At 51.3% G+C, this 18531-nt stretch carries 18 protein-coding genes and 1 other RNA gene; 14 read left to right on the plus strand and 5 right to left on the minus strand.

Annotation, left to right across the window (positions count from 1 at the left end; all coding sequences use genetic code 11):
- Nucleotides 1-73 precede the first annotated feature (73 nt).
- The 3 genes from nadK to bamE all read left to right on the plus strand — a co-directional run bounded on the left by nadK (nt 74) and on the right by bamE (nt 3232).
- Nucleotides 74-952: an NAD(+) kinase gene (gene nadK, locus C7434_RS10695; protein ID WP_006120497.1), complete on the plus strand. Its 879-nt coding sequence runs from the start codon at nt 74-76 to the stop codon at nt 950-952.
- Between the two features lie 84 nt (nt 953-1036).
- Nucleotides 1037-2698: a DNA repair protein RecN gene (recN, locus tag C7434_RS10700; protein ID WP_033740939.1), complete on the plus strand. Its 1662-nt coding sequence runs from the start codon at nt 1037-1039 to the stop codon at nt 2696-2698.
- 186 nt (nt 2699-2884) lie between these two features.
- Complete coding sequence (bamE, locus tag C7434_RS10705; RefSeq protein WP_033740942.1) at nt 2885-3232, plus strand: outer membrane protein assembly factor BamE; 348 nt, start codon at nt 2885-2887, stop codon at nt 3230-3232.
- 97 nt (nt 3233-3329) lie between these two features.
- Here the strand turns inward: bamE and C7434_RS10710 are convergent, their stop codons facing one another.
- Both C7434_RS10710 and C7434_RS10715 read right to left on the minus strand, forming a co-directional pair.
- Nucleotides 3330-3623 carry an RnfH family protein gene (locus tag C7434_RS10710; RefSeq protein WP_006120493.1) on the minus strand — a complete coding sequence of 98 codons (294 nt, stop codon included), beginning with the start codon at nt 3621-3623 and terminating at the stop codon, nt 3330-3332.
- On the minus strand, nt 3616-4050 hold the full coding sequence (locus tag C7434_RS10715; RefSeq protein ID WP_006120491.1) for a type II toxin-antitoxin system RatA family toxin: 435 nt from the start codon (nt 4048-4050) through the stop codon (nt 3616-3618). The genes C7434_RS10710 and C7434_RS10715 overlap by 8 nt, the downstream gene beginning before the upstream one ends.
- Nucleotides 4051-4208: 158 nt before the next feature.
- Between C7434_RS10715 and smpB the strand changes: the two genes are divergently transcribed.
- The 6 genes from smpB to C7434_RS10745 all read left to right on the plus strand — a co-directional run bounded on the left by smpB (nt 4209) and on the right by C7434_RS10745 (nt 9685).
- Nucleotides 4209-4691, plus strand: a complete 483-nt coding sequence (smpB, locus tag C7434_RS10720; RefSeq protein ID WP_033740943.1) for an SsrA-binding protein SmpB — start codon at nt 4209-4211, stop codon at nt 4689-4691.
- Nucleotides 4692-4734: 43 nt separating this feature from the next.
- Nucleotides 4735-5097: a transfer-messenger RNA gene (gene ssrA / locus C7434_RS10725) on the plus strand.
- 193 nt (nt 5098-5290) lie between these two features.
- Nucleotides 5291-6481 (plus strand): integrase domain-containing protein, encoded by a 1191-nt coding sequence (locus C7434_RS10730; RefSeq protein WP_133745438.1) that lies wholly within the window; start codon nt 5291-5293, stop codon nt 6479-6481.
- 22 nt (nt 6482-6503) lie between these two features.
- Complete coding sequence (locus C7434_RS10735; RefSeq protein WP_111534401.1) at nt 6504-7694, plus strand: SIR2 family protein; 1191 nt, start codon at nt 6504-6506, stop codon at nt 7692-7694.
- Nucleotides 7684-9483, plus strand: a complete 1800-nt coding sequence (locus tag C7434_RS10740) for an ATP-binding protein (RefSeq protein ID WP_133745439.1) — start codon at nt 7684-7686, stop codon at nt 9481-9483. The genes C7434_RS10735 and C7434_RS10740 overlap by 11 nt, the downstream gene beginning before the upstream one ends.
- Entirely contained in the window at nt 9476-9685 is a 210-nt protein-coding gene (locus tag C7434_RS10745) for a KTSC domain-containing protein (protein ID WP_133745440.1), read from the plus strand. Before C7434_RS10740 ends, C7434_RS10745 begins: the two co-directional genes overlap by 8 nt.
- A 325-nt stretch (nt 9686-10010) precedes the next feature.
- On the opposite strand, the gene C7434_RS10750 is transcribed toward C7434_RS10745, so the two are convergent.
- A complete protein-coding gene (locus C7434_RS10750; RefSeq protein WP_133745441.1) occupies nt 10011-10283 on the minus strand; it encodes an ogr/Delta-like zinc finger family protein in 273 nt (90 codons plus the stop codon).
- A 535-nt stretch (nt 10284-10818) separates the two neighbouring features.
- Here C7434_RS10750 and C7434_RS10755 point away from each other — a divergent pair.
- From C7434_RS10755 to C7434_RS10775, 5 genes are read left to right on the plus strand one after another with little or no spacing between them, the layout of a single operon-like run.
- Nucleotides 10819-11085, plus strand: a complete 267-nt coding sequence (locus C7434_RS10755) for an AlpA family transcriptional regulator (RefSeq protein WP_133745442.1) — start codon at nt 10819-10821, stop codon at nt 11083-11085.
- Nucleotides 11086-11113: 28 nt separating this feature from the next.
- A complete protein-coding gene (locus C7434_RS10760) occupies nt 11114-11653 on the plus strand; it encodes a host cell division inhibitor Icd-like protein (RefSeq protein ID WP_133745475.1) in 540 nt (179 codons plus the stop codon).
- Nucleotides 11650-11874, plus strand: coding sequence for a hypothetical protein (locus C7434_RS10765; protein ID WP_028723020.1), 225 nt, complete (start codon nt 11650-11652; stop codon nt 11872-11874). Before C7434_RS10760 ends, C7434_RS10765 begins: the two co-directional genes overlap by 4 nt.
- Nucleotides 11871-12194, plus strand: a complete 324-nt coding sequence (locus tag C7434_RS10770) for a DUF5375 domain-containing protein (RefSeq protein WP_133745443.1) — start codon at nt 11871-11873, stop codon at nt 12192-12194. Before C7434_RS10765 ends, C7434_RS10770 begins: the two co-directional genes overlap by 4 nt.
- Nucleotides 12195-12205: 11 nt before the next feature.
- Nucleotides 12206-14530, plus strand: coding sequence for a phage/plasmid primase, P4 family (locus C7434_RS10775; protein ID WP_133745444.1), 2325 nt, complete (start codon nt 12206-12208; stop codon nt 14528-14530).
- A 452-nt stretch (nt 14531-14982) separates the two neighbouring features.
- Here the strand turns inward: C7434_RS10775 and C7434_RS10780 are convergent, their stop codons facing one another.
- A complete protein-coding gene (locus C7434_RS10780) occupies nt 14983-15570 on the minus strand; it encodes a pyridoxal 5'-phosphate synthase (protein WP_133745445.1) in 588 nt (195 codons plus the stop codon).
- Between the two features lie 29 nt (nt 15571-15599).
- Nucleotides 15600-18518, minus strand: coding sequence for an AMP-binding protein (locus C7434_RS10785; RefSeq protein WP_133745446.1), 2919 nt, complete (start codon nt 18516-18518; stop codon nt 15600-15602).
- Between the last annotated feature and the right edge of the window lie 13 nt (nt 18519-18531).

The raw sequence follows: 18531 nt of genomic DNA on the forward strand, positions 1-18531 counted from the left end.
GGATTGGTTTGGCGGTTTCAAGGGAACACGTCACATCATCGTGCCGATTTGGCTTATGAGGAAGACCCACTCGATGAACAAACACTTTAACTGCATTGGAATTGTGGGCCATCCACGCCATCCCACCGCGCTCACCACGCATGAAATGCTGTGCCGCTGGCTGACCGGCAAGGGCTACCGTGTCATTGTCGAACAGCAGATTGCGCAGGAACTCTCACTGGACGATGTCCAGACTGGCACGCTGGCAGAAATCGGCCAGCAGGCGGATTTAGCCGTCGTGGTCGGCGGTGACGGTAATATGCTTGGCGCAGCCAGAGTTCTGGCGCGGTATGACATAAAAGTGATTGGCATCAACCGCGGCAATCTGGGATTTCTGACGGATCTGGATCCGGATAACGCGCACCATCAGCTTGATGACGTGCTGAACGGCAATTATTTTGTGGAAAGCCGCTTTCTGCTGGAAGCGCAGGTCTGCAAAACCGACTGTTCACCCCGCATCGGCAGCGCGATTAATGAAGTGGTACTCCATCCGGGCAAAGTCGCCCACATGATCGAGTTTGAAGTGTACATTGATGAGGTATTTGCCTTTTCACAGCGCTCAGACGGCCTGATCATTTCTACACCGACCGGATCTACGGCCTATTCCCTGTCCGCAGGGGGCCCGATCTTAACGCCGTCGCTGGACGCGATAACGATTGTGCCCATGTTTCCGCACACCTTATCGGCCCGGCCTCTGGTGATTAACAGCAGCAGCACCATTCGCCTGCGCTTTTCGGCCCGCCGCAACGACCTGGAAATCAGCTGCGACAGCCAGATTGCGCTGCCTATTCAGGAAGGGGAAGATGTGCTGGTCCGCCGCAGCGAAAACCATCTCAATCTTATCCATCCCAAAAACTACAGCTATTTCAACACGCTGAGTTCCAAACTGGGCTGGTCAAAAAAATTGTTCTGAAAGTGAGCGCGCCCTCTTTACTGGATAAAAAACCAGTTTATACTGTATGAAAAACCATATGTGTTTATTCATACAGGTGACGCTATGCTGGCACAACTGACCATCAGCAATTTCGCTATCGTTCGTGAGCTCGACATTGATTTTCAACGTGGCATGACGGCCATTACCGGTGAAACCGGTGCCGGTAAATCTATTGCTATCGATGCGCTCGGATTGTGCCTCGGCGGTCGCGCGGATGCCGATATGGTGCGTCAGGGTGCCAACCGCGCAGATTTATGCGCGCGCTTTCAAATCAAAGCCTCGCCTTCCGCTCAGCGCTGGCTCAGCGACAACCAACTGGATGATGGCAATGAGTGCCTGTTGCGCCGCGTGATCAGTGCCGATGGCCGCTCACGCGGTTTTATTAACGGCACGGCGGTTCCGCTTTCACAGCTTCGCGATTTAGGCCAGTTGCTGATTCAGATTCATGGCCAGCACGCGCACCAGTTGCTGCTCAAGCCCGACCATCAAAAACACCTGCTGGATGCCTATGCCGGGCATGACGCGCTGCTGGTTGAGATGCGTGCGGCGTATCAGACCTGGCATCAGAGCTGCCGTACCCTGGCGCAGCATCAGCAGCAGGCGCAGGAACGTGAATCCCGTCACGAATTACTGCAGTACCAGCTCAAAGAACTGAACGAGTTTGCCCCGCAGGCAGGTGAGTTCGAGCAGATCGACGAAGAGTACAAACGCCTGGCCAACAGCGGACAGCTGCTTTCAACCAGCCAGCAGGCACTTCAGCTTCTGGCTGACAGCGATGACACCAACCTCAACAGCATGCTGTACAGCGCACGTCAGATGCTGTCAGAGCTTACCGCACTGGATGACAAGGTCAGCGGGGTTTATAACCTGCTGGAAGAAGCGGCCATTCAGTTGAGCGAAGCCAGCGACGAACTGCGTCACTACTGCGACAGCCTCGATCTGGATCCCAATCGCCTTTATGAACTGGAACAGCGTATCTCGCGGCAAATCGCGCTGGCGCGTAAGCACCATGTCACGCCAGAAGGCTTACCCGCTCTCCATCAGCAATTGCTGGATGAAGCAGAGTTGTTATCCCAGCAGGAAAGCGATCAGGAAAGTCTGCAAACGTTGGTCACCGAACATTATCAGGCGGCCTTACAGTGCGCGGAACGACTGCACGAACAACGTGGCCGCTTTGCGGATGAGCTTCAGCAGTTAATTACCCAGAGCATGCATTTGCTTTCGATGCCGCACGGCCGCTTTGCCATCGACCTGGTGTTTAATCCCGATCAGTTAACGGCGGATGGCGCAAGCCGCATTGATTTCCAGGTGACGACCAACCCCGGGCAGCCTTTACAGCCGTTGGGCAAAGTTGCTTCCGGCGGTGAGCTGTCACGTATTGCGCTGGCCATTCAGGTGATTACGGCCCGCAAGATGGAAACCCCGGCGATGATCTTTGACGAAGTTGACGTGGGCATCAGCGGCCCTACCGCCGCCGTCGTCGGCAAGATGTTGCGCCAGTTGGGCGAATCAACACAGGTGATGTGCGTTACGCATCTGCCGCAGGTCGCCGGTTGCGGACATCAGCACTTCTTTGTCAGCAAAGAGACTGACGGCGAAATGACGGAAACCCATATGCAGCCGCTGGACAAGCGCGCACGTTTGCAGGAACTGGCGCGTTTACTGGGCGGCAGCGAGGTCACCCGCAACACGCTGGCTAATGCTAAAGAACTTTTAGCCGCCTGATATGCACTTTTTTAACACAGCGTGGTCATATGCATGCTCTGTAGAGGTTTCCAATAGCGAAAAGGTTTATTATCATCGACAGCTATTGTCGCCTGAATAATAAAGCCTGCCGCAGGCAGAGTTCAGAATTTGATGGCAGAAGAACAGCCTGTAAAAGGCGTTTGGCCCCAGAAAAGGAATGTATAGATGCGCTGTAAAACGCTGACTGCCGCGGCAGTGGTAATGTTGATGATGACCGCCGGATGCTCCACTTTAGAGCGCGTGGTTTATCGTCCCGATATCAATCAGGGAAACTATCTGGTTGCCAATGATGTTGCCAAGATTCATACCGGCATGACTCAGCAGCAGGTGGCCTATACACTGGGTACGCCGATGATGAAAGATCCGTTTGGTAGCAATGTCTGGTACTACGTATTCCGTCAGGAACCTGGCCATGAGAAGGTCAAACAGCAGACACTGACGTTGACCTTCGACCGCAGCGGTGTGCTGACCAACATCGACAATAAACCTGCCCTGTCCTCGCAAGAAGGCTAACGGTTGATTCTGACCGTCGCTATCGCGGCGGTGATTAACCCGCAGAAAGCAAAAAGGCGCTCATCAGCGCCTTTTTCATGTTCTTCGATCTGACCAGTTATTTCTTGCTGCTGGCCGCGCGTTCTGCGCGTTGACGACGCAGTTCTTTCGGGTCGGCAATCAGCGGACGGTAGATCTCTACCCGATCGCCTTCCTGCACGATATCCGTCAGTTTCACCGGGTGGCTGTAAATGCCCACTTTATTGCTGGCAAGGTCGATATCAGGCCGCAGCTCAAGCAAACCTGATTTTTTGATGGCCTGCTCGACCGTACTGCCCTCTTCCAGCTTTACGTACTGCTGATACTGTTTTTCAGGCAGGGCGTACACCACCTCAACCGAGATATCAGGCACTGTAAACCTCTTTGGCGCGTTGCGTGAACGCCTGCACCATGCTGTTGGCCAGTTCTTTGAAGATGCGACCGAATGCCATTTCAACCAGCATATTGGTGAACTCAAACTCCAGGCTTAGTTCGACCTTACAGGCATCATCGCCGAGATCGATAAAGCGCCATCCGCCGGTCAGCTTGCGGAACGGGCCGTCGACCAGCTGCATATGAATGCTCTGGTTGTCGGTCAGCGTATTACGGGTAGTAAAGGTTTTACTGATGCCCGCTTTAGACACGTCGACTGACGCCGTCATCTGATTTTCAGAGGCATCCAGCACGCGGCTACCGGTGCAGCCCGGCAGAAACTGCGGGTAGGCATCGACATCGTTTACGAGTTGGTACATTTGTCCGGCGCTAAAGGGGACCAGCGCCGAACGACTAATCTGAGCCATAATGGTTCCTGTTCGTCACAAAACCGCTAAATAATAGCATTTTCAGCGATTAAACAAAAATTCCTCATTGTCATGGTGTGCTAGAATACCCTGTTTCCTGCTGCCCCGCTGGACTGGGGATGCGATAACCGACCAAGTGATGTAAAATACGCGGCATTATGACAAAGAAAAAAGCACACAAACCCGGTTCTGCCACCATTGCCATGAACAAGCGCGCCCGCCACGAATACTTCATTGAAGAAGAGTTCGAAGCCGGTTTGTCGCTACAGGGATGGGAAGTTAAATCACTCCGTGCAGGTAAAGCGAACATCAGCGACAGCTACATTTTGCTGCGCGATGGCGAAGCCTATCTGTTCGGCTCAACCTTCCAGCCGCTCGCCGTGGCTTCAACGCACGTAGTCTGCGATCCTACCCGCAGTCGTAAACTGCTGTTGAAAAAGCGTGAGCTGGATTCACTGTATGGCCGCGTTAATCGCGAGGGCTATACCGTTGTCGCGCTGTCGCTCTACTGGAAAAACGCCTGGTGTAAGTTAAAAATCGGCGTGGCTCGCGGTAAGAAAGAACACGACAAGCGTAACGACATCAAAGATCGTGAATGGCAAATGGACAAAGCGCGTATTATGAAGAATGCCAATCGTTAAATACTGGAATTCGATACGCTTTTTTGCTAGTATTTGAAGTTCTGGGGCTGATTCTGGATTCGACGGGATTGTGAAGCCTTAGGAGCATGCCGAGGGGCGGTTGGCCTCGTAAAAAGCCGCAAAAAAATAGTCGCAAACGACGAAAACTACGCTTTAGCAGCTTAATAACCTGCTGAGAGCCCTCTCTCCCTAGCCTCCGCTCTTAGGACGGGGATCAAGAGAGGTCAAACCCAAAAGAGATCGCGTGGATGCCCTGCCTGGGGTTGAAGCGTTAAACTTAATCAGGCTAGTCTGTCAGTGGCGTGTCCGTCCGCAGCTGACCGGCGAATGTAAAGACTGGACTAAGCATGTAGTGCCGACGGTGTAGTAATTTCGGACGCGGGTTCAACTCCCGCCAGCTCCACCAAAATTCTTCAAAGATGGTTCCAGTGCCATCCGCAGAAGTCCTGAAAGCCCGCACGGCATAAGCCCTGCGGGCTTTTTTGTGTCTGTAGTCTTCCGAGACGATCCGCCTGAATCCAGAGATAATTGGTATACGAATTGGTATACGGTAAGATGTATCCTAAAAACGTATACCAATTTTCGCAGGAAGGCCCCGCATGGCAAGGACAACGCGCCCTTTAACCAACACTGAAGTGCTTCGCTCAAAAGCCACTGACAAAGATATAACCCTACATGATGGCGACGGGCTTTTTATGGTTGTAAAAACCACCGGCAAGAAACTCTGGCGTTTTCGCTATCAGCGACCAGCTACGAAACAGCGTACTATGATCGGTCTCGGTTCCTTCCCTGCCCTGTCGCTGGGGGATGCCAGGCGCTTGCGTACTGATTACCTCTCCTTACTCGCTAATGGTATTGACCCACAGACCCAAGCTGAACAGGCCATAGAACAGCAGCAGATTGCATTAGATAGCATTTTCTCAACCGTGGCCGCTAACTGGTTTGCTTTGAAGCAGGCCAGCGTTACCCCGGATTATGCGAAGGATATCTGGCGTTCTCTTGAGAAAGATGTTTTTCCTGCCATTGGCGAGATTCCGGTGCAGGAAATGAAAGCTCGTAAGCTTGTAGAAGCACTTGAGCCGATTAAGGCCCGTGGTGCTCTTGAAACAGTGCGCCGCTTGGTACAGCGTATTAACGAGATTATGATTTATGCTGTTAACACGGGTTTGATTGATGCTAATCCTGCTTCAGGGATCGGTATGGCTTTTGAAAAGCCTAAAAAGCAGAATATGCCAACGCTCCGACCGGAAGAATTGCCGAAGCTTATGCGTTCGCTGGTAATGTCTAATTTGTCCATTCCGACCCGCTGCCTTATTGAATGGCAGCTCCTTACGCTTGTTAGACCATCCGAGGCATCAGGCACACGTTGGGATGAAATAAATTTCCAAAGCAAACTTTGGACAATCCCAGCCGAAAGAATGAAAGCAAGACGTGAGCATATTGTTCCTCTTTCTCCGCAATCTTTGTTTTTATTAGAAGTAATGCAACCTATCAGCGCAAACCGAGAGCATGTTTTCCCAAGCAGAAATGATCCAAAACGGCCCATGAATAGTCAGACCGCAAATGCTGCGTTGAAACGTATAGGGTACGGTGGTAAGTTGGTAGCACATGGCTTTCGTTCAATTGCTAGCACCGCTTTAAATGAAGCTGGTTTCAATCCAGATGTCATCGAGGCGGCCCTAGCGCATTCAGATAAAAATGAAGTACGCCGTGCTTACAATCGGTCGACGTATCTAGCTCAAAGAATTGAATTAATGGACGCATGGGGAAGTTTAGTCTGTCCATTGTGATAATTTTTGTAAGGAACTTTCAATGTCTACTTCTGTTCATAATCCTGATAGATATATGTTTGATTTCCGGCAGCTGATTTCAAATGGCAGAAAAAAAATAGGTATACTTATCGGAGCTGGAGCACCTGTCAGTATAAATGTCAGCACTGACGATACCTATCGCCCACTGATACCTAACATAGAAGGATTAACTCAAATAGTAAGAGAGTCACTAGACATTATAGACTCAGAGATTTACGATACTCTTTCAAAAAGAATCAACACAACAAATTTAGAGAGAATACTTTCAGACGTAAGAACATTAGCAGAGATAATTGGCGACAATGAGGCGTATGGAGGAAATTCAGAGAGTTTTAAAAAACTTGAAAAAAGCATCTGTGAATCTATAAAAAAAGTTGTTAGCCAGCCACTTCCTGAAGCTCAAAACCCTTATAGCGAATTAGTTTCTTGGATTAATGGAATAAATCGATCTCACGGTGTTGAGATATTCACAACTAATTATGATTTGCTTTGCGAAGATGCTTTAGAACGTTCTCAAACTCCCTATTTTGATGGATTTACCGGTTCTAGGTATGCTTTTTTCGATCCAGCCAGTATTTCTACAAATGACTTACCGCCTAGATGGGTTAGACTGTGGAAACTTCATGGTTCAATCGGCTGGAAGTTACATGAAAATGGTAAGATTATACGTGTACCAGAGTGTGATTTTTCCACAATGGTCTACCCTTCTCACATTAAATATTCTGAGACCCAAGCGGCTCCATTCTCTTCTCTATTTGAAAGACTAAAAGGCTTCTTAGCGGAGCCTGACTCTCTGTTAATTACCACTGGTTTCTCTTATGCGGATGCTCATATATCATCCAAAATAAGCGAATGCTTGTCTGCTAACCCGACAACTGCCGTAATCGCATTTCAATATAAAAAAATTGAGGAGGAAAGAGATGCTGTTACATTAGCACTCAAAACACCTAACCTCAGTGTATATTGTCGTGATGGTGCTGTAATAAATTCCATTAGTGCAGGCTGGAAAACTGGCGAACTGCCTGCTAAAAATTGGGATTCAGTTCAGAAAGAATATCTTAATGATCAAAAAGAATTCTTGCTTGGTGACTTCAAATCCTTAGCTAGATTTTTAGCAATGGCTGGAGGTGATGTTTCTTCAATCAGAGGTCCGATTGAAGTAATTAACGCTAATGGTGATAATGATGCATAACTCCACTGCCTTAGGAATAATAGTATCAGTCTCCAGCACATCCGTTGTAGCTAAGTTACTTAAAGAAGTTGATTCTGGATTATTAGTAATCCAAGGTCGCACACATAAAGTGGGTCAAGTTGGCAGTTTTATTCGCATACCTCAAGGTTACAATGATTTATACGGGATTGTTTCATCAAGCAGTGAAAGTAATAGCTCCATTAAGAAAGATGATACTATTGATTCAAGTCAGAGATTTATCACTATTGAGTTAGTAGGTGAAAGTTCTGGGAACCATTTTGATCGCGGCATAAGTCAGTATCCTTCTGTAAACGATGAAATACATTTAGTCTTAGAAGAAAACCTTAAAGTAGTTTATGGAAATGAAGGTGATAATTTAATAACAGTTGGCCATCTTGCAAGTTCTGAAAGTATAAACGTAAACATTGATATTGATAAACTAGTAACTCGACACTCTGCAATTGTGGGCTCTACTGGTTCGGGAAAGTCAACGAGTGTTACGAGCATTCTAAGATCACTTTGCTGCCCTGACAACACTGAAAACGTGAAGAGTTCAGCACGAATAATTTTAGTTGATATTCATGGTGAGTATTCGAATGCTCTAAGAGATATCGCACACGTATTTTCAATTTCACCATCCGTAAAGCAGAAACAGTTACATATTCCATTCTGGGCATTGCCAACTGACAAACTTATCGATTTTCTTTGTGGTAGTATGAGTGAATCTTACAAGAACAACATGATTGAAATGATTGTCGAGGAGAAAAAAAAGTCCATACCCGCCAACAATTATGATTACATTGATGATAATAAAGTCACACCTTATACACCCTTGCCCTTCAGTATAAAAAAAGTCTGGTATGATTCATTAGTTAATGATACCTCTACTTATCAAGAAGATACATTCCAAACACTTTCTTATTTAGATGGTCAAATTGGAAATGCTGAGGAACTAATCCCTCCAAAATTCACCCCTCCTGAACCTGGGAAAAAAGCACCATACAAAAAAGGGCCTCATGCGTTAACCAAACAATTAAACTTAATGAAGGCAAGGCTACTTGATAGTCAGTATGGTTTTTTTCTAAGCCCTGATAACTACACTCCGGATGAAAACGGTAAAGTCGAGAAAGACTTGGATGACCTATTATCTGAATGGTTGGATCATGAAAAACCCATTTCAATTTTAGATCTATCGGGTATGCCATCAACTCAATTTGATACGCTTTTAGGTTCAATCTTAAACATGTTATTTGAAGCATCAATTTGGGGTAGGAACTTGCCCAATGGATTCAAAAATCACCCTGTACTCTTTGTACTTGAGGAAGCACACAGATACCTTTCAGGTGAGTTTGATGGTCTAACAAAGTCTTTAGTTCAGCGAATTGCCAAAGAAGGAAGGAAATTCGGCGTTGGATTAATGATTATAAGTCAAAGGCCATCTGAAATTGATGACACAATTCTTTCTCAGTGTGGAACACTTTTTTCATTAAGGCTGTCAAATTCCACTGACCGTTCCAAAGTTAAGGCAGCTATGTCTGATGGTTTATCTTCACTAATTGATACGTTACCAGTATTGCGAACCGGTGAGGCCATTATAATAGGTGAGGCAGCAAAACTGCCAGCACGTTGTAAATTTAAGCTTCCTCCTGATGGTTTTTATCCTGACAGTGTTGACCCTAAGGTTTCTGAGGCATGGGGGAGAGAAAGGAAAAATCGAAGTTTTGAGAAATTAGTGATGGCGTGGCGCTTAAACAAACCCTTAAATGAAGATGGAGAAAAAAATGATTAGAGAACCAGTTAGCTCTTCAAATATTGCTTCAATAGGTTACGACGAAAGCAGCCTAACTTTAGAAATAGAATTCATTCGCAGTGGAGTATATGAATATTCTGATATACCTTCACATGTTTATGATGAATTACTCAACGCACCTTCTATTGGTATTTACTTTAATGCAAATATAAAGAATAAGTACCCTACAACTAAGAATTAAGCATCAGTGAATCAGCTTTGGCAAATTGATTTGGGCTTTGCCGAAGCATTTCCAAACTTTCAACACCTGAGCATTTGACATTAACATGTGTCATGTTTACCCCTCAGCGCGCGCTCGTAGCCCCGCCACGCCTGCGCACTTAACATAGTGGTTTTCATGCACCTGCATGAGTGGCTCCGGGGCGCACCGCTGCTGGCCTTTGCTGACGTTTTCAGGTGCCGGAAATTCATGCGATTTCATGCAGCATAGACATGCACTCACGCAACAGACATAAAAAAGCCCGGCATATGCCGGGCATTATGTGTTTTTGACCGTATTGTTTCTTTCAGGGTTGTGCGTGCCGGTCCCTGCGGGAGCAGGCTGAGCCGTAGCGGCCCAGCGTCTGCGGCTGACGTACCGTGCCGCTCTTCACCTCTGCCTCTCTGGCAGCAGGCCTGCCGGGCTTCATGATGATTCTCTCGACGCTCTCCAGCGCGGTGAATGTGCAGGAGCAGTCAAGGTTCCGGCACTGGTACCAGGTGCGCTTTACAGAAGGTGCTTCATAGGAGCTGGTCCGGGTATGAGCCACCTGACCGCATTCGGGACATTTCAGGGCCATTTCGTTTCCTGTCTGGTCGTTTTCAGTCAGTCAATTGTGCCGGAGCTGGCACAGGCGGTACCACCGGATGACATTGTGTGACGGCTCAGACAAAAGGCCCTTCTTCTGGCCAGCCAGGGAAAGGTCTCACGAAACCCACATTCAGCTTTTAGTTTTATATAAATCCTTCACCTTTCTTCACCAGAAAGAAAAAGATAAGTAATACAGTAAATTAAAGGGTGAACAGTTCAAAAAGCATCCTTCACCCACTGTTCACCATCGTTCACCGTCTTAAAAAGCCCGCCGGACATTCATCAGCGTTATTTCCTTTTAATCTTTCGCTTTCAATAGCCAGAAACTAAGCCCTGGCTTTACCTCGTCTCTATACGTTTTTATTCGTTTATATTCGTTTTACATGAGCAGTAAATGACCATTTTGTAAGGGTGGTGACACAATCCCGCCTTGTTGATTCCGGCAGAAATATGCTCAGGATAAAGAGCTGCCCGATGCCGGACGTATCCGCCCGGCTCTGTATGGAATCAACGAGAGGTAGCCCATGCACACTGCTTTAACCGCACCCCCCTCCGCCCCGGCGGCTCCGTCAGCCCCTTACGCGCCGCCGGTTCAGGAGCGATTTATGCGCCTGCCGGAGGTCATTCACGTCTGCGGCCTGTCCCGCTCGACGATTTACGACCTCATCAGCCGCGACGCCTTTCCCGCGCAGATTTCGCTCGGCGGCAAGAACGTCGCATGGGCGGCCAGCGAGGTGAACGCCTGGATGAACGAACGCATCGCCGCCCGCGGTCAGGGGAGTGAGGCATGACCTTCACCCACCGCTGAGACCGTCCGTCATGCTGCATTTCTTCGCTTTCCCCGGCTTGCGCGCCGGGGGCCTTCCCTGGTACAGTGTTTCTGCTGTCGCAAAACCGGCAGCCGGGCGTAGGAACCCGAGTTACTTATTGGCGACACCAGACGCGCCATGCGTCTTTTTTTGTGTCTCAGCCTCAGTGCACCCGTTATTCGGGCAACGGTTCTGTATCCGTTGCGCCGTACTCGTAATGGTGGCCCGGGCGGGGCAGCCTTCGGGCTGGCCGGTTTCCAATAAGGCCGGTATTCCTACCCCCGTCCGGGTCACCACCAGTGAGCGTAGGAACTCCGGTGGTGGCAATAACCGCTACTTATTGGAGACTGCCCTTATGGCTACCGTCCTTAATTCCCCGCATTCAGAATGTGTCTTTGTGTTTGCCGCCGTGCGCCGCTGTGAGCGTCACGCCCGCGTGCAGATGCTTCGTACCACCGCCGCCACCGGACGTGCCGCCCGCCGGCTGCCGGCCCGCGACTGTGTTCTGGTCTTTGCCGCCCGCCTGCCGGTTGCGGAGGTGCGCCCGTGAACCACGCCACCATTACCCTTGACGACCTCGCCCGTCTGGAGCACCTGCGCAACGCCGGACGTCTGGCCTGTGACGCGGCGGCCCTGCGCGACTGCTGCACCCCGCCGGAGCCTGCCGACAGCGAACAGCTGGCCTCGCTGCTGTTTCTCATCACCGGCCAGCTGGATGACGTGGTGACCCGCTGCCGCGACGGCTGGATGAACGGGGAGGTGAGCGCATGAACGCACGCACCCTGCCCCCTGAGCTGCGCGCCGCGCTGTCCCGCCGCGCGGTGGCCTGCGCCTGGCTCACCCTGTGCCGCGAACAAAAGCGACATTCAGGCCTGACGCTGGCCCGCCTGGAGCGCGTTATTGAGACCGAACTGGAGGGATTCTACCTGCGCCAGCACGGACGCGTGCGCGGGCTGGAGATTGCCTGCGCGCTGCTCGACGACCTGCTGACCGCCGGGCCGCTGAAGGCCGCCCCGTGCCTGAGCTTTTTAGGCCAGGTGGTGATGGACGAACTCTGCGGGCGCATCCACGACGCGCCGCCGCTGCACTGAGGGAAAGCATAATGAAAATGACCGTATCAGACGCGGCCAGCGCCGCGCGGGGCCAGTGGCCCCGCATCCTGCCCGCGCTGGGCGTGAAGGTGGTGAAGAACCGGCACACGGCGTGCCCGGTGTGCGGCGGCAAAGACCGCTTCCGCTTTGACGATAAAGAGGGGCGCGGGACGTGGTTCTGCAACCAGTGCGGGGCCGGTGACGGCATGGACCTGGTGCAGAAGGCGCTGGGCGTCAGCCTGACCGGGGCCGCTGCGCGCGTGAACGACCTGACCGGCAACCTGCCGCCGGTGACGGAAGCCGCACCGGCAGAGCCGGACGATGAAAACGCCCGCACGGCGGCCGCCGTGCAGGCGCAGCAGCTGGTGAGCAGCGCAAAAACGGTCACCGGCAACGCCTACCTGTCCCGAAAGGGGCTGCCCGAACATTCCTGCCTGACGCTCACGAAGCCGCAAAAGGTGGCGCTGACGTCCTATCGCCCCGGCGACCTGATGGTGCCGCTGCACGACGCGGACGGCGCGCTGGTCAACGTCCAGCTGATTAACGCAGCCGGTGACAAGCGCACGCTTAAAGGCGGCAAGGTGAAAGGCGCCTGCCACGTCCTGAGCGTTAAGGGCACCCCGAAACGCATCTGGCTCACCGAGGGCTACGCCACCGGGCTGACCGTGCACGCGCTGACGGGTGACGCGGTGTGGATTGCGCTGTCGTCCGCTAACCTCCTTTCCCTGGCCGGCCTCGCCCGTGAAAAGCACCCGACGCTGCCGCTGGTGATTGCCGCCGACCGCGACCTGAACGGCGACGGCCAGCGTAAGGCGAAGCACGCCGCCGCAGCCTGCAACGCCACGGTTGCCCTGCCGCCGGTGTTCGGCGACTGGAACGACGCCTTTACCGCGCACGGAGAGGACGCCACCCGGCAGGCGCTGCACGAGGCGTCCGCACCGCCCGCCGCCAGCCCGTTCGACACCATGAGCGAGGCCGAGTTTACGGCCATGAGCGCCAGCGAGAAGGCGGAGCGCGTCGCGGAGCACTACGGGCGTAATCTGGCGGTGGACGCCAGCGGCGAAATCCTCTGCCGATATGAGGCCGGGGCGTGGAAGGTGATTTCCGGCAACCAGTTCGGGCGCGACGTGGCGAAGCTGTTCCAGCGCCTGCGCGCGCCGTTCTCGGCGGGCAAGGTGGCGGGCGTGGTGGACACGCTGAAGCTGATGCTGCCCCAGCAGGCCGCGCCGCAGCGACAGCTCATCGGATTCCGCAACGGCGTGCTCGACACCCGAAGCGGCACCTTCAGCCCGCACCGGCGTGAGAACTGGCTGCGCACCGTGAGCGACGTGGACTACACCCGCCCCGTGCCGGGCGAAACGCTGGAGCGCCACGCGCCGCACTTCTGGCAGTGGCTCGACCGCGCCGCCGGGCGCAGCGCAGAGAAACGGGACGTAATTCTGGCCGCGCTGTTCATGGTGCTGGCGAACCGCTACGACTGGCAGCTGTTTCTGGAGGTCACCGGCCCCGGCGGCAGCGGCAAGAGCATCATGGCGGAAATCGCCACCATGCTGGCGGGAACGGACAACGCCGTGTCGGCCACCATCGAGACGCTGGAATCCTCGCGCGAGCGCGCCTCGGTCATCGGCTATTCGCTCATCCGCCTGCCCGACCAGGAGAAGTGGAGCGGCGACGGCGCGGGCATCAAGGCGATTACCGGCGGCGATGCGGTGTCCGTTGACCCGAAATACCGCGATGCCTACTCAACCCATATTCCGGCGGTGATTCTGGCCGTGAACAACAACCCGATGCGCTTCACCGACCGCAGCGGGGGCGTGTCGCGCCGCCGCGTCATCCTGCACTTCGCGGAAATCATCCCGGCAAACGAGCGCGACCCGCAGCTGAAGGAGAAGATACAGGCGGAGCTCGCCGTTATCGTGCGCCAGCTGATGCAGCGCTTCAGCAGCCCGCAGGACGCCCGCGCGCTGCTTCAGCAGCAGCAGAACTCCGGCGAGGCCATGCGCATCAAGCGCGACGCCGACCCGATGGTGGACTTCTGCGGCTACCTGTTTGCGACCGCCGAGCCGAACGGCCTGCACATGGGTAACGCCGGCATCCGTCCCCTGCAACCCCGTCGCTACCTCTATCATGCCTATCTGGCGTACATGGAGGCCAGCGGCTACCGCAACCCGCTCAGCATGAAGACCTTCAGCCAGGCGCTGGAGAGCATCCTGCGCGAGTACGGGAAAAGCTACCTGAAGCGGCGCACGAAAACCGGCGTGCAGACCAACCTCGGCCTGACTGACGAAAGCAGCGCTGACTGGCTGCCGAAATGCGACGACGTGTACGCGGCATGACAACCTGAGCCGGCGAAAGCCGGTTTTTTTAGTCCACATGTCACTCGTGGCGAACGATGTGCTCAGGCTTTCTCTGTTCACCATAAACTCGCCGACTGATAAAAATGAGCGTTGAGCAGTGCAAACAAAAGTGGCGGGCTTACTGTCCTTAAGCCCACTGGGATTTAAGTGAGTTATCCGACAACAGGAGATACAGCCGGGAGCTGACGTCTGTCTGAATCGCCATGGCAGATACCGGCTAAATTGTTAGTCCGCTTTGTGCCAGAAGCATATACCTCTAAAGCTTGATGTACTAAACCAGCGGGGCAGGTCAGTAATAAATTTTTTTAATAATTCTTGCAGATCCATGGATGAGGTTTTGGAGAAAACAGGAGTTCAGGACCAGAGAAATGCCATACTGCATTTTAATTAATTCACAGTCTGGCATTGAGCTACGGAAATGGGATAAGTCATCAGGGCTGGAGAAGTGTTTTATTCCAGCTGGTGAACTGGTCTCTGCGTGAGTAATATTCGCGCAGGTGCATGCGATTTTCGCGGAAAGTTAAAAACTCTATCGATTCAGGTATTACTCGGTACCCTCCCCAGCGCTCCGGCTTGTCTACAGGTCCGTCACTCGCTTCAGTTTGCGTTCGGCTATACATGGCATATAGTTCATCTTCCGAATTCAGAGGCTGGCTTTGTTTAAAACAAAGTGTAGCAAGCTGAGCATCACGCGATCGCGAAGCCCATTCCTTTTTGGCGTCCTCTTCATTGACATGTTCAACTTTACCCTCAACCCTCACCTGCCAGCCTTTTTCTTCCCACCAGAAGGTCAGCGCGATTTTTGGGTTATGGGCTAAATCACGCCCCTTTGGTGAATCGAACCAGGTACAGAAAACGAACCCATCTTCATCAGCTGATTTCAGACCGACGAAACGGGCACGCGGAGCACCATTTTCTGAAACAGTCGATACGCATACCGCGCCGGGATGGGCAGGAGACACATCTCGTTTATACTCTGTCCACCATTCCTGAAACTTGGCCATAGGTTTTTCTGACATAAAGTTTATCTCCTGACTTAACGGGATTGTTACTGGTACTGAAAGTGGTCTATCAGGCTGTAAGCTATTTCCTTCAGTTCCCTGTCCAGGGTTTTACTGATAGTGGCAATTACAGAGTCTTCTGCAACTGAGCAGTTATATCTGATGTCAATATGCAGTCCGTCCTGATAGGAACAGTAGAAAAATGAAAGAGCATTTTTTGCGATCACTGGGCCTGCTACATTAATTTCATGAACACCGTGCTTTCTGTCACTGAAGAGTTTAGGGCTTTCGGCCACAATCAGTGAGATCCTTCTGCGGCCTGTAAGCTCAGCGGTCTCAGCCCAGCTGAGCCTGCATAAACGGATGTGTTCCGCGATGGCTTTTTCCATTGCAATTAACTGACAGAGGAGGCTGTCTTCTACTGGCAGACTGATACTGAATGGCACAATCGTAATCATATTTGCAATGACGTCATGATTCTCACGATTGCGGTTTCCTAAAGGTGAGTGAAATTCCAGCCTGTCAAGCCTGCAAAGTACCTGATGCGCGCGCCACACTGCATAAGCGACTAAAGCATGTAGCGAAACATTCGCTTTCGTCAGCAACTGGCTGAGTCGTGATGCAGGCAGATAATCGCACAGAAGTAATTTCATCCTTCCTTCTGTACATCCTGAAGATACCGTGGCCGGAATCATCCCGAAAAGCTTGGTCGGCCTTTCAAGCACAGACTGCCGCGCCCAGAATTCATTTATTGTCGTTTTATCATCCGGCTGCTGATTCCATGTATGGGTGGCATATACATGAAGAGGCGTTACCGGAGATGGTGTATGTCCGTCAAGTATGGTCAGTAGTGCATTTATGAGCCATCTACATGCGTAACCATCCACAATTACGTGCGCGAAATGCAGCGTGAGTTGAGGCCCCTCACTTCCACTTTTTAGCTGAAAATAGAACAGATTGCCTGCTTCAAAGTCAAAATCCTTCGACAGTAGACTTGTTGTCGAATCCTCCAGTTCATAGTGTTCTGCTTCATCATGGATGGGGGCATCATATTGCCAGAAATCACCATTCTGCTCCCGAATTTTGAGATGCAGTGAAGGAACACAGTGGAGCAGGTCCCTTATGCCTTTTCTCAGCAATTCTTCGGAATATCCCTCCGGAAACTGTAACGTCACGGACACCGCATCCCGACGTATCTGGTATCGGAAATAATTGTCACAGTAGTATCCCTGAGAAGGTAGTGTACGGCTGGAAGTCGGTATTACAGTGGTACCCGCAAAGTGCGCAACGGCCGTTGGGGGTAATGCTTCACACTCTTTAGCCAAGTCATACAGCAACTGTGTTTTGTCCGGTGTAGGCAAACTGATGCCATAGGCCATTTCGAGCTCTATTATCAGTTCAACAATTTCCAGGGATGTGAGGTGCAGGTCTCCCAGTGTGTAGTGTGATGGAAACGCGTAAGACCGGATGCGTCTGGCAAGCAGACGCAGGTTTTTCTCTTCAAGTGCCAGATCATAATGCTTACGGAGTGCATGCTCATCAGTCTTTCCGTTCGGGTTTAACGGGAGGTGTTCGACCTGACAGATGTGATTAGGCAGAGCATATTCAGGCAAATGGCGTGTGAGGTGCCCATAGACTTTTTCGGCAATATCGGGTTGAGTGGACGTCACGAAAGCCACAATGTGTTCGGTACGCTCGTTATTTAATACCGATACATGGACATCTCGGATGTGATCAACTGCTGAAATGTTCCGAGTAATCTCATCGATATCGATGCGAAAGCCCCTTACTTTTACCTGATTATCGTCCCGCCCAATTATAAAGTATGAGTGACCTTCCCTGTAGACGATGTCTCCTGTGTCATAGCATCGTTTAGCTCCCTGAACAGTGAATCGATCATCCGAGGCCGTGTTCAGATAGCCTATCGCCACGGATCTTCCCTCGACTATCAGTCGGCCTGGCTGCCCGTCTATGGTTACTCTCTGGTTATTCTCATCCAATATACAAAGCGAATTATCGCCAAATGCCTCACCAATTTTGGCCACGGGGCATCGAGTATCAGCTTCGGTCACCTGATGCCATGTGACAAAAACGCTACACTCTGTTGGTCCGTAAATGTTAAAAACCGTGCAGCCGTGCCTGCCGACAAACGTCTCCCACCATGCTTTAAGAGATGCATACTTGATCTTTTCTCCGCCAAAAATAATCTTCTTTTGCACATATTGAGGTCTGGCATTCTGAAGTGTAACCATCTGGCGCCCTACTTCGTAAAACCAGGAAGGAGTCATAGCTACCACTTCTGCTGGAGAATTAAGGATTGCTTCTGCCAGCAAACGGGGAGAATCTCGGGTTGACTGGTCAATGATGTGCAGAAGTCTGCCATGGTAGAGATAAGGCAGCGTTTCTATTACCGAAAAGTCAAAACTGCATATGCGGTTTGCTATTGATGAAGAGCCAAACATTGGGGTTTCAGTAAAGGCATTCACCACGCTGGAAATATTATCCCAGCTAAGCGCAATAGCTTTCGGTACACCCGTACTTCCCGATGTGTGGAGGACCAGGCATTCCGCATCTGCCTTAATGTTGGCAGGAATTACCATTTCATCGTAATCATTTACATCTTCGAAAAGCTGTTCAATGCTAATCCCTAGCACATCATCGTTTGGTAAATCAGTAATGATGAGGTTTAAGTTAAGGGTTCGGGTAATTTCTTCGATACGTGTTTTAGGCAGACTTTTAGCCAGAGGCACGCAGGTGATACCAGCATGATGAAGTGCCAGAACTGTTATCTGCTGATGTGGTGAAGGATCAACGAGCATGCCCACTCTGTGGAGTGTTACAGGCCAGTGATTAAGTAATTTATCAGCAAGACAGTGCGTAAGGTGTCTCACTCTATCGCGTGAGAAGCTCTCATTTTTAAACAGAATTGCAGTGTCCTGTCCCTGCGGAAGACTGAAAAAACGCATACAATACCTCACC

It is taken from the genome of Pantoea sp. PNA 14-12 (assembly GCF_004364735.1).
Taxonomy (GTDB): Bacteria; Pseudomonadota; Gammaproteobacteria; order Enterobacterales; family Enterobacteriaceae; genus Pantoea; species Pantoea stewartii.